We start from the raw sequence: 12,444 nt of genomic DNA on the forward strand, positions 1-12,444 counted from the left end.
AGGAGATCCTGGTGAGGAGGCGCGCCTGCCGTTTCTGTCTTGTACGCTGCAAGCCGGTGGTCCAGGTGGAGGAAGGGCCCTACGCCATGGGCCCGGGCCCGGGCCCGGAGTACGAGACCCTGGGAGCCTTCGGGACCATGCTCATGAACTCCAACCTGAGGGCGGTGGCCAAGATAAACGACATCTGCAACCGCCTGGGAATGGACACCATCACCTGCGGGGCCACCTTCGCCTGGGCCATGGACTGCTTCGAGAACGGCATCCTCAGGCCGGAGGACTATGAGGGCGTGGAGCTGAAGTGGGGGGATATCGACACGGTCATCGAGCTCCTGCCCAAGCTGGTGCGGCGGGAGGGCAGACTGGCCACCCTCCTGGCCAAGGGTTCTCGCGCTGCCGCAGAGGAGGTGGGAGGAGGGAGCGAGCGTTTCCTCACCGATACCAAGGGTTTGGAGGCCCCCATGCACGACCCGCGCCTGGACTGGGGGGACGGGCTGGCCTACGCCGTCTCCGTGAGAGGGGCGTGCCACGTCTCCAACATGACCTACCAGCTGGAGTGGGGGGCCATCCGTTTTCCGGAGATCGGCCTGGACAAGCACCACCCGGGTATGACTACGGAGACCAAGGCGGAATCGGTGGCCAAGGCCACCGACCTGGGATGCATCATGAACTCCGCCTGCTGGTGCGAGTTCCCGGCCACGGACTTCACCATCCCCCTGCTCGTGGGGCTCTTCAACGCCGTCGCCGGCTACGGCTGGGATGTGGGGGCCATGATGGAAGCCGGGGAGCGCGTGTGGTTCCTGCAGCGGTGCCTGGGCCACATATGGGGGGCCACGGGGGCGGACGACCGGCTGGGGCAGCGGGTGATGACCCCGGTCAAGGAGGGGAACATCGCCGGGGTGGTCCCGGACATGGAGACCATGCTCCGGGAGTTCTACGCGTACCGTGGCCTGCGCGAGGACGGGCTGCCTCGCCCGGATAAGCTGCGTGCTCTGGGACTCGGCTACCTGGAGGAGAGGCTCTATTGATCTATGCTCATTAATCAATACTGATGAGCTCGTACTCCTTGCTGCCCAGTCCCATCTCCGCCGCGTAGTCGACCTGCTTCTGGCAGTCCACCGCCGGGTAGATGGAGTGGAAGAGGTCCTTTCCCGCCCTCTCGTTGAGGAGGTCCAGGCTGGCCTGCTCTACGGCCACGATGTCCCGGCTGGCCAAGATGCCGATGTCCTCCACGGCCCGGGCGTCGCTGTAGTTCCAGCAGTCGCAGTCCGGGGTCACGTTGATGAGGAAGTTGAAGAAGGCAACCTTGTTCTCCTTCCCTTTAAGGGCCCCCATGCAGTATTCCACCACCTTCTTCTGGGCGTTCTCCAGGACCCCGGTGAGGCGTACCTGGATGGCGGCCTTGAAGCACATCACCGTGCATTCCCCGCACCCGATGCACAGGCTGCGGTCGATCTTGGCATGTTTTTCCTTGCCCTTACCAACGATGGAGATGGCCCCGGCGGGACACCACTCGATGCACTTCCCGCAGGCCGTGCAGCGCTCCGGGTTCACCGCTGGCTTGATGTCCGAGTGCATCTGCTGCTTCCCGCCCCGGCTGCCCATGCCCATGCCCACGTTCTTCAGGGCTCCCCCGAAGCCCATGAACTCGTGCCCCGTGAGGTGGGACATGACCACGAAGGCGTCCGACTGGTAGAAAGCGGAGGCGATCTTCACCTTGTTCAGCAGCCGGCCGTCGATCTCCACCTCCACGAAGTCGTGGCCGCGCAGGCCGTCGGCTATGATGATGGGGGCTCCCACCGTCTCCATGGTGAAGCCGTTGGCCGCCGCTGTCTGCAGGTGGCGCAGGGCATGCGCCCTGCCTCCCACGTAGAGGGTGTTGGTGTCGCTGACGAAGGGACGGCCGCCAACCTTCTTGACCTCCTCCACCATGGCGCGGATGTATATCACCGGGAGATAGGCCGTGCCGCCCGGCTCGGCGAAGGATGTCTTGACGGCCACGAAGTCCCTCTCCTCGATGATGTCCTTCAGCCCCACCTTCCCGCACAACTCGGAGAGTTTTGCCAGCATCCCCCGGCTTGGAGTACAGCGCATGTTGGCAAAGAACACCTCGGACATGAAGAACCTCCTTGCCCACTCTTCCACCGACTGCTTCCGTTAATTCTAATTAATAACCGCCGGATGTTCCAGGCTGACGGAGGGAACGTAACGATCGGCTGATGTTCCGTCTTGACGGACGGGGCAGCAGTAAGATCACGGCCCCCAACGCCCAGCGAAGCTCGTGGATGACGTAATGAAACGGCAAAGGGTAAAAATCGAGTGATTGACAACGGTTGTAAACCTTGCGGGCCGGATGTCCGATTCAAGTAAGCGTGGCTGGCCGGTCTTCGGAGAGGTTGGCGAAAGGCGAGATCCATCCCGCCCCTTGAGCCGGTCTTCAGGCTCTCACGGAGCGTGAAAGAGGGATGGCGCTTGAGCTAACCCTCGGAGGGAGAGGGTACGGCGGTGACCCGAATTCCGGGTAATACACGGAGAGTCCGCGAGAAGGGAGGACGCGCATGAAAGAGCCTTGTCCGGAGTGTGGGATTCCCACCTATATCGGATCGCAACATCGCTGGCTGAACAACGGGGACATCATCAACACCGGCAAGCCAGACGAACGCATCACCTTCATGGAGTTCGGGTTCTTCGACCCCCTCGTCCGGGAGGTGGAGAGGGTTATCGGGTCATCCATCGAGCATATCGTCTCCTCCACCGTGCAGGCTGCCATTCGCATGTATGTGGAGTCGCTCCTTCCCCCTGGGGTGGGGGACATGATCCGGGAGGGCACCCTAAGCCTCCGGAACCTGGACGACGGCCTGGCGGAGATCGCCAAACTGAACGGGTATGGGATATTCAGGTATTACGACATGCGCTTTGAACAGGACGAGGACGACTACTACACCGTCGACCTCATCCATCCCTACTCCCTTTATGTCTGCACCGCCACCCACGGAGCGGCCATGGAAGCCATGCTGGGTTACGACCACGAAGTCGCTTATGAGCCTGTGGGTGACGACGTTTACCGGGTGACCGCCCGTCCCAGGCCGAGGCCGGAAGAGCTCAAGCGCAGGCTGGCGCCGCGCACCTACTCTCACGCGGACGGGCCTCTTGAGCTGGAAAAATGTGCTACTTGCGGGGTCCCCCGGCCCTTGGCGGGGTTGAACTGGAACGTCGAGGAGGGAATCATCACCTCTCCTTCCACGGGGAAGAGGCTCTCCACCACCGGCCCCAACCAGATCCAGCCTGTCCTGGACGAGCTGGAGAAGGAGCTGGGCGAGGAGATACCCAGGTTGGTGGTGGACGCCCAGAGGCGCTACGCCCGAGAGGGGTTTTTCCCCGATGACACGTTCCGTGACGAGGATGCTTTTCGCCGTGAACTCGCCGTGCGCGGGCTGGGGGTCCTGGAGAGCCTGAAGCCGGACGCTGGGGGACTGGAGATATGCCTTAAGAATCCGTGCTACCCCCTGATCCTGGTGGGGACGGTCCAGGGCATGTACGAGAGGCTCACCGGCCGGGAGAGCGACGTCGAGTGGGAAGTGGATTCCGGAGGCGCCCTGCGGGTAGTCCTGAGAGCCCGAGGGGGTTAGGCCTGAGAAACCGAGAGGATAAAGAATCGAGAGGATAAACGATAGTTGTTGAACAAACCCCCTCCTAAGGGAGGGGGTTTACCTCTGCCTTATTACCGGGATGTCGCTTCAGGCACCCGGCGTCATAGCCTTCACGGTCACTTGCTCAGTTTGTCCTTGGCCAGCTCGCGGAGCTCCCGCTTGAGTATCTTGCCCACGCCGCTGGTGGGGAGCTGGTCCACGAACTCGATGACCTTGGGCACCTTGTAGGGGGCCACGGTGTCCCTGAGGTACTTGAGGATCTCCTCCTTCTTGGCGTCGCTCTTTTCCACTCCCGGTTTGAGGATGATGAAGGCGGCCACGCGCTCCGAACCCGGTCGGTCGGGGTCCGGCACGCCGATGCAGGCGGCCAGGTCCACGTCGGGATGCTTCACCAGCACGTCGTCCAATTCGCGGGTGAAGACCTTGAACCCGGATACGTTGACCATGTCCTTGACCCGGTCGACGATGTAGAAGTAGCCGTCCTCGTCCATGTAGGCCACGTCGCCGGTGTACATCCAGCCGTCGCGGATGGCGTTGGCCGTCTCCTCCGGCTTCTCGTAGTAGCCCTTCATGAGCTGGGGCCCGCGCACGGCGATCTCCCCCGGCTGTCCCAGCGGGGCCAGTTGCCCGGTCTCGGGGTCCACCAGCTTGAACTCGGTGTCCGATATGGGCATGCCGATGGAGCCCGGCTTCTTCTTCCCGTAGCGGGGGTTGCAGCAGGTCACCGGCGAGGTCTCGGTCATGCCGTAGAGCTCGATGAAGCGGTTGGGGCCGATGACGCTCTCCAGCTCCCCGATGCTCTCCGGCGGGAAAGGGGCGGCGGCGCTGAGGCAGAACTTGATGCCGCTGAAGTCCAGCTCCTTGAACTCAGGGTTCTTCATCAGCTCGTAGAAGACGGTGGGCACGTTGACGATGATGGTCGGCTTGTACTTCTTGGCGCACTCGATGATGAAGTGGGCGTCCCGCGGGTTGGGCACGCAGATGATGGTGGCCCCGTTGGTGAGCGAGAACCCGCCCAGGGCCAGGCCGGCGATGTGGAAGAGGGGGAAGGCGGAGAGGGCCACCTCCTCCGGCTTGAGGTCCAGCCAGGTGAGGACCTGCAGGCGGTTGTTCATGTACGAGCGCTGGGTGAGCATGGCCCCCTTGGAGGGGCCGGTGGTGCCCCCGGTGTACATGAGGAAGATGAGGTCATCAATGCTCCGCTTGACCAGGATGGGGTCGGCGGGCATTCCCTTGATGGCCTCCATGAAGCGCACCACCTTCTTGCCGGCGAGGGGGCGCACCTCGGCGGTGGGGATCTTCTTGAGCATCTTCCCCAGGACGCGCTTCACTCCGGGCAGGAAGTCGGCGATCTCGCTGACGATCACCGTCTCGAAGCCCGCCTTGTCCGCCACCTCGGCTATCTTCTCAAAGAGCACGTCCACGGTCATGATGAACTTGGTCTTGGAGTCGTTGAGCTGGTGCTCCATCTCGTGGGGGGTGAGCAGGGGGCTAAGCCCGGTGGACACCCCGCCCGCCTTCTGTACCGCCACCACGCCGATGTAGTGGGCGGGGATGTTGGGCATGTGCATCCCCACCACGTCGCCCGGCTTGAGGCCGTTCTTTATCAGGTAGGCGGCCAGTTGGTTGGAGAGCCTGTCCACCTCGCGGTAGGAGATCTTCCTGCCCATGTATATGAGGCAGGTCTTGTCCGCATACTTCTCCACCACCTCCCGGAACTTCTCGGCGAAGGTCTTCTCCTCGTATTGCAGACTGGGCGGCACGTGCTCGTCGTAGTTCTTCAACCAAGGCTTTTCGGCGTAGATATCGCTCATTCCCTCTCCCTCCTCGCTTCCTCTCCTGATGCCCGTCAAGCTCCTTTTCGTCATCAGGTCCGTTGTCGAGGCAACGGCCGGACGTTCATTATCCGGAACTGAAAATCCAGGGGCTTCTTCGAAGGCAAGGGACGTGAGAGCCAGCCCCCATTTCACGAAAACTCCACCAAACGGTCAGGATTGGGATTTCCCTTTCGCTTCCCAGATTCCCGTCCTCGAGCGCTGACGAGCTTCCGACAGCCGTTAAATAAATATATCAGACGGTGGCAACGATGGGAATATTTGCCCAGAGGGTCAAGGCGAGCGCAGGGTGCTTGAAATCCGCTCTTCAGGCGGGATTTCCAAAGGCGGATGATACCTCTATGCCTAAGGTCGAAACGGGGTGCGGCGGCAGCGAGAAGGGCTTCCTTTGCCCGTGACCGGGACATGGCTTCAACTTAGGGTGAAACGGAAGGCGGAGCCGCCACCCGGACGCGGTTCGTACCATATCCTTCCACCATGGGCTTCCACTATCTCCCGCGCTATGTACAGGCCCATGCCCATGCCGGACTTGGAGTGGTGGAGCACATCCTCCACTTGGTAGAAGCGCTCGAAGATGCGCTCCCGGTCCTTTTCCGGCACCCCGGACCCCCGGTCCAGGACCGAGAGGGTCACCACGCCATCACTCTCCTCGGCGGAGACCTCGATGGGGGTGTCCGGCGGAGAGAAGTTGACCGCGTTCTCCAAAAGGATTATCAGGACGCGCTGTATCTTCTCCGGGTCCATCTCGCGCGGCGCGAGCGCGGGAGGGAGCTGCAGCCGGAAGCGGCCCCGGTTCCCACGCGCCTCCATCTCCGAGAGGGCGCGTTCCACCACCGGGCGAATAGGGACCTCCCTGAGGTTGAGGTCCAGCTTCCCCCGCTCGATGCGGGAGACGTCGAGGAGTTCCCGGATGAGGAGGTCCAGGCGGTCGGCGCCGCGGTCGATGTGCTCCAGCAGCTCCCTCCGGGTGTCCTCCGGTATGCGCTCCCAGTAATCCCGCAGGGTTATGGCGTACCCCTTCATGAGGGTCACCGGATGGCGGAGCTCGTGGGAGGCGATGTCGATGAAATCCTTGAGCTCCGACTCGTGGGCCAGACGCTCCTCCTCCACGGATATGGCCCGGGCCAGGGATCCCAAGGTCTCCATCTCGTCCCGGGAGAGGTCCTCCTTCAGGGTGTCGAACACGGAGAGGAAGCCCACCGTCCTCTCCATCCGGGTGACGGGATAGGCGGCGCAGAGCCCGTATCCCTCAAGAGACCCCACCGGGCATTCCCCGCAGTGCTGCCGTACGTCGAGCCGGCGTGGAGGCAGAGGCTCTTTGGCGTCCTCCCGTATGAGCTTGGTGATGGGGCAGTTTTCCGATGGATCGACCACCCGAAAGCCCTCCTCGCCGGGAGCCGTGGAGATGACCGCCAGCTTGCCCTTCTCCGCCCGGCTGTAAGCGGCGAAGCTCACTCCCAGAATCTCCCGGCAGGCGAAGACGATGCGCTCTATGTTGTCCATGACCCCGGCCCCCAGGCCGGTGAAGAGCCGGTTTATCCTCTCCAGGCGCTCCCTGGCCTCCACCTGGGCGGTGATGTCGCGGGCGTTGATCACCACGCCCCGCACGGCGGGGTCGTCGAGGAGGTTGATCCCGATGAATTCCAGGCGGCACCAGGAGTCGTCTCCGCGGCGAAAGCGTATTTCGTAAAGCCCTATGGAGCCGGGCCGTTTCACGCCGAGGCGGAAGGCTGTGCCCGCCCTGAGCAGGTCCTCCGGATGGATTAACTCGAAGATGTTCCTTCCCAGTATCCCCTCCTCCCCGTATCCCAGGATCTTTCCCGTGGAGGGGCTCTGATAGGTCACCGTCCCCTCCCGGTCCAGGACCAGGATGATGTCCTGGGCGTGTTCCACCAGGGAGCGGAAGCGCCGCTCCTCCACTTCCCTGATCTCCATCATGCGGTTTATGGAGCGGGCCAGAAAGGCGATCTCGTCGTCCCCGGAGACGTGCACCCTCCCTTCCGGAACGCCTTCCTCGCCCATGCGCAGGACCTCGGCGCGGAGCCGGCTGATGCGGCGGATAAAGGACCTCTCCAAAAGGACCAGGGTGGCGGCCAACACGGCCAGGCAAAAACCGGTGACGAAGGAGGTGAAATAGAGCATGGCGCTGATGCCCTGCCGGTAGAGGGAGCGGTCGCGTGTGACCCGCAACACGAGGGCGGGTTCCCCGTAAACGTCCCGCAGGAGAGCGTAACCGTGGATGAAGGAGGAGCCCTCGGTCCGGATGACGTCATCTTCGCCGGCCGCGAGGAGCGCCTCCGCGTCTTCCCACTGCTTGGTCCCGGCGATGCCAGCCACGGGGCGTGCCTGGACATCCATGTGGTAGGGCGCAGTGATCCTCTTTATCTCCTCGCCGTCCAGGAGCCGGCTCATGATGAGCGCTCCCCGCGGCGGCCCCTCCATCTCGCTGGTCAGGATGGGTTCCGAGGCCACCAGGAAAGGCCCTTCGGGGAGCAGGAGCAGGCCGGTTACCCCCTCGCCGTTGGAGATGGGGCGGAGGAGAGGGCAGCCGGCGGCGAGGTGGGGAAGGAAGCTCTCCGGAAGGGGCATCTCCCGTTCCAGCTCCAGGTCCACTCCCTTGGCATAGATCACGCGGCCCTGCATGTCGAGGAAGGCCATGAACTGGACACGGATGCCGGTGAAGGTGCTCTCGGTGAGGTTGACCTCGATGTACCCCGGTTCCGGGTGGGCGGCGAAGGAGTAGGTGTCGTCCCAGAAGGCCCAGTCCCGGACCGTCCGGTCGAGTTCGTCCTCTTCCCATCGGAAGGCGTCGGTGACCCGGGCGATGTCCTCCGAGATCTGGTCCCTCTCCAACCTCCGGTATCCCCGGATGGCGAGTAAGAACGCGACGAGGATGAGCGTGGTCGTCATGATGATAAAGACGAGGATATTGAGGAAAACCATCGTCCGGCGCAGGGACGAGACCCGGACTTTGTCTTTCCCCGCCGTGGCCGCAGACCGGTATTCCTTCCGACCTTTGAACCTTCCCATCACATCTCATCCTTCGGAGTGGCCACCTTCCAGGGCGTAACGCCAATTGGGGCCTAGACCTGGGGCCTCGGGGCCGTTCTATACGGGCTTCCGGTCTCGCGAGTGAAAGGAAGGTGAGGGAAGCGGTGTTCCTGCTCACCGGGCTCGGAACCCTGCACACTTCAAGGTGAGGTCCGTGTACAGTACCGATTCCCCTTTCCTTTGCTGCCCTCCAACCGCTCTCACCGGCTTTGACGACCTCCATGATGCTTTTCGCCGGTCAGCGGCAACTTTGCCGCCCGCAACCGGGAAAGCTCTCCTCTTTACGGCCTCCTTCCCTCGCGGTGCTGCCATCGGAGCCTCCGGAGTTCGCTCCCGGCAGAACGGCCGCCTTTGTCCTTTAGTAACGGCTCCAGACCTTATATTCGGCAGAGCGGTCATTCCCTTAAGGGAAACAGGCGTTGGGCTCCCGGACTCCGCGTTCTCCGGGCACTTTCGACGGCATACTTCCGAGTTTCTCGACGTGGCGGTGTGCCGGTATTTCCGGTCCACCGCGGTCACCGACCTCGGAAACACCGCCGCCGAAGGGGAGGGGATGGAGTCTTTCAAGGTTGGGGGTCGAACGCCGTGCGGAGGTCGCAAGTCGTTCATTCGCCGGGCTGACGGTTGCGGACGATTGGCATTCACGCCGGCCGCTGCTGTCGCGGATATAAAGAGGCCTCCGCGATTCCTGTGCTGTGCGGATTCCGGGTTTGGAGAAGTTCCCGTCCTGAGGATTGAAGGGCTTCTTCGGCGGAACGAAGGTCGAAAGCCGCTCGTGCGCATGAGGAATCCCATCGCCGGTTCTACCGGAACTGCCGACGGACATCCCTGTCTATCGTATGGGGGATCCGGGAGAGCTTCATTTGCTGCGGCGCGCCGATCCCGGTCCTTTTCTTGGAACGCCCCTGAGGCGGACTCGACCCGCTATCCCCGATCCCACGGTCCTCCGGGCGCGGACGGCAGCTCCATGTCCTCCAGCGGGGGCGCGTCGGCGAGGACGCACTCCGCGGCCCTCAACCCGCTGAGTAGGGAGGAAGGGACGCCGCCCAGGGCGAGCATGGAGAAGGCCTGATGTCCGGCCATGAAAAGCCCCGCGACCGGGGTGCGAACAAGCTCCACAGGAGAGCCGGAGTTTTTCCCATACCTCCAGGACCACCCGGCCACCGCACCCCCGGTGCGACCCGCCCGCTCCTCGAAGGTCAGCGGGGTGGCCACGTCCATGACCTCCACGGAATCTCCCAGGCCGGGAAGCAGGGATGCGGCCTCTCTCACCAGCGCCTCTCCCAGGAGCGCCTTGTATTGGCGGTAAGCGGGGGTCCTTCTCCCCGGTCGGTCTCGGAACGAGAGGAAGGGGTCATGAGGGGCCGCGGTCCGGATGACCAGGACCGCCCTGTCCTCCGGGGCCAGGGCGGTATCGTCCGCGCTGAGGAGGCATAGCTCCAGTTCCTGCTCGGCGAAAAGTCCGGGGTCCGGGAAACGAGTGTCGGGTCGTATCTCTACCCCCTCATGGCCGGATCCTTCAGTCTGGCGGCGGTATATGATGCGGCTGTTCTCGTCGAAGGCAGAGAGGTCCACCCTGCGCGAATCCAATCCCAGGCAGATCTGGAGGTTGGAGGAGGTGAGGGGAGCGGAGGCGAGGCGGTCGAGGAAGGACGGGTGGATTTCCTCAGGGCCGATCAAGTTGAGGAAGGTGTTCTTGAAATCCACATTGCTGATGACCGCGCTGGCACGGAGGAAGGCCCCGTCCTCGAGGACCACGCCTTCCGCTCTGCCGGCCCCGAGCAGGATGCGGGAGACGCGGCGGCCGAGGAGAAGCATGCCCCGGGTCTTGTCGGCAGCCGACCCACCTTTTCGGGCCGTGGGTTCCGGCGCGGGTATTTGACCGCTTTCCACCCGCGGGACTTCATCCCCTACCATGACTTCCATATTCTTAAGTCGTTTGTGTGTCGGCTCCCGACCTGAAAGGGCGGCCAGCGCGTCGCTAAGCCCGTGGAACCCGCCCTCCGGGTAGTGTATGCCGCTCTCGCACAGCAGGAACCACATGGAGGAGAGCAGGGCAAGGTTGGAGTAGGGCTCGCGTGTGCCCATGCTGCCCAGGATGCGCCGTAACCTCCGGTCCTTCACCAGCTCCTCGAGATAGGAAGCCGCGCTGGCGGCGGGAGAAGGCGGGTGAGATTCCGAAAACGACCCCGGCTTTCTATGATGAGCCTGCCCGCAGTTCCTTTTACCTTCCCGCTCCGATCCGGAATGAGGTGGAAGGCGGGGATCGTCGCAGGTCCCGCTTTCGGGCGAAGCGGATTCCGGCGCCTCGAGGAGGTGGACGGGGAGTCGGGCGGCGATGAATTCCATATCCTGGAAAAATTTCCTAATGGCCGCCTCCTCGTGAGGAAAGGACCGCGAGAGCCTTTGCGCCGTTTCCGGAAAAGGGTGGGACAGCGTGAGGGACATGCCAAAAGCATGCAGGCCGTAATGCACCCTTCGAAAAACGGGGGGCGTTTCCAGGCCAGCGCGGTGGAGGATCTCGTGGACCAGCCCGGGATGGGCGCATCCCAGTGGACCCATGGGGAAGAGGAAACGGCCTCGCCGGTAGACGTAGGCCGTTCCGCCCGGATGGCTCGAGGCATCCACCACCAGTACTCGAAGGCCCTCTCGCAGCAGGCACGCTGCGGCGGTCAGCCCGCCCAGCCCTGCTCCCACCACTATTACGTCCCAGTCGCGGTCGGGCTTCAAGCGCTTCCCTCCCCTGCCGGATGGCCGAGATCACGAGGGAATCGTATCACGTTCGGGGAAAAGCCAGTATGTCCACACGTCTTCGTGCGGGCAGCGTGAACGGAGGCCTGGAAAATTTCGAAGCGTGGGGGATCCCCTTTCTGCACCTAATCGCCTTTTCGTGTTCGGAGCATGAGCCGCACAGGACGGCCCTTTCAAGCAGACCCGTATCCTTGATGCGGATGTCTTGCGGAGAGGGAAAGCAGGGGGACGGTTTCGTTTTGCCGACTGGACGGCCGAAGGGATGGCGTTTACACGAATCGCCTTGAGCGGAACTATCTCTCCAAGCGGATGTTCAACCTTTGCCCTCGCCTGATTTTACACGGAGCGAACACGGCCTCCAGCCGGGATACGGGATGGGGCGGATATGCGAATGCGTATCTCCCGAACGTTGCATGTCTCTTCGGGGAATCGTCCTGTGGCCCATCCGTGAACTCAAGAAGCGAGCATGGCCTCCAGCCGGAAAACAGGAAAATGGATTATGTGTCCCCTTGAGCGTGGTATTTTTCTCCAGAGAAGCGTCCTGTGGCCCATCCGAGATCTCACGGCGCCGGGTGATGTCCGGAACTCTGCAAGGGGAGATGGACAGGGAGTCGGAAGATGGGGCTTAATTTACCTGAGGGAACTATCGGATGGTCACCTGGCCCGGCCGGCGGCGAGGACGGTTCCCTCACCGATCCTCTGCGGGTTCGGTGAAGGCGGGGAAGAGGGCCGGGGGTGCAGGTAAGGCGGTTTGGTGGGGGTTATGTCTTCTAGTGGTTTTCTCATGGGGATGAGCAAGGCCGTGCGCTGTCTTCAACGAGATGGTGGGTTGAATTGGGGGACGGTGTCCCTGAGAGAGGACGGCTGCGGCCCGCTCCAGGGGCAATTTCCGTTTCCCGGATGGAACAAGTGGCGAAAGGGGCGTGAAGCCGGTGAGGAGGATGCTTAAAGGCCTGGTAAAGGTGGCCGCCTGGTGTTCGACCTGCGGCACCGCGGCGCCTGTATGCTGTGCGCGCCATTTCCGAAGCGAGAGGCGCGAACCCGCCGTCTGGTCGCCGGGGAGGGACGAAACGCTCATCATAAGGGACGTGGAGATTGTGGACGTGGTGGGCGGCACCGTGCTTCACAGGCGTTGCATACTGGTGAGGGAAGGGCGCATC

At 63.0% G+C, this 12,444-nt stretch carries 7 protein-coding genes; 3 read left to right on the plus strand and 4 right to left on the minus strand.

All coding sequences use genetic code 11. The features are described 5' to 3' along the window. On the plus strand, positions 1-1,025 hold a 1,025-nt coding region (locus H7007_RS06190), incomplete at its 5' end, for an aldehyde ferredoxin oxidoreductase C-terminal domain-containing protein (protein WP_287153950.1). Between the two features lie 10 nt (positions 1,026-1,035). Here the strand turns inward: H7007_RS06190 and H7007_RS06195 are convergent. Then, a complete protein-coding gene (locus H7007_RS06195) occupies positions 1,036-2,115 on the minus strand; it encodes a DUF362 domain-containing protein (protein WP_287153952.1) in 1,080 nt (359 codons plus the stop codon). Between the two features lie 440 nt (positions 2,116-2,555). On the opposite strand from H7007_RS06195, the gene H7007_RS06200 reads away from it, so the two are divergent. After that, complete coding sequence (locus H7007_RS06200; protein WP_287153954.1) at positions 2,556-3,626, plus strand: hypothetical protein; 1,071 nt, start codon at positions 2,556-2,558, stop codon at positions 3,624-3,626. A 137-nt stretch (positions 3,627-3,763) separates the two neighbouring features. Here H7007_RS06200 and H7007_RS06205 read toward each other — a convergent pair whose 3' ends face one another. The 3 genes from H7007_RS06205 to H7007_RS06215 form a co-directional block, all read right to left on the minus strand. Further along, positions 3,764-5,461: an AMP-binding protein gene (locus tag H7007_RS06205; RefSeq protein WP_287153956.1), complete on the minus strand. Its 1,698-nt coding sequence runs from the start codon at positions 5,459-5,461 to the stop codon at positions 3,764-3,766. Positions 5,462-5,893: 432 nt separating this feature from the next. After that, positions 5,894-8,335, minus strand: a complete 2,442-nt coding sequence (locus H7007_RS06210) for a sensor histidine kinase (protein ID WP_287153958.1) — start codon at positions 8,333-8,335, stop codon at positions 5,894-5,896. A gap of 1,122 nt (positions 8,336-9,457) precedes the next feature. Further along, on the minus strand, positions 9,458-11,263 hold the full coding sequence (locus H7007_RS06215; protein WP_287153960.1) for a phytoene desaturase family protein: 1,806 nt from the start codon (positions 11,261-11,263) through the stop codon (positions 9,458-9,460). A gap of 953 nt (positions 11,264-12,216) precedes the next feature. On the opposite strand from H7007_RS06215, the gene H7007_RS06220 reads away from it, so the two are divergent. Further along, a partial coding sequence (locus H7007_RS06220) for a hypothetical protein (protein ID WP_287153961.1) occupies positions 12,217-12,444 on the plus strand: 228 nt, incomplete at its 3' end.

This window comes from Candidatus Solincola tengchongensis (assembly GCF_015711935.1).
Lineage (GTDB): Bacteria > Actinomycetota > Geothermincolia > Geothermincolales > RBG-13-55-18 > Solincola_A > Solincola_A tengchongensis.

Coding starts and splice junctions, on each gene's coding strand:
- H7007_RS06200 (WP_287153954.1), top strand. CDS start 2,556: ATGAAAGAGCCTTGTCCGGAGTGTGGGATTCCCACCTATATCGGATCG.
- H7007_RS06205 (WP_287153956.1), bottom strand. CDS start 5,461: ATGAGCGATATCTACGCCGAAAAGCCTTGGTTGAAGAACTACGACGAG.
- H7007_RS06195 (WP_287153952.1), bottom strand. CDS start 2,115: ATGTCCGAGGTGTTCTTTGCCAACATGCGCTGTACTCCAAGCCGGGGG.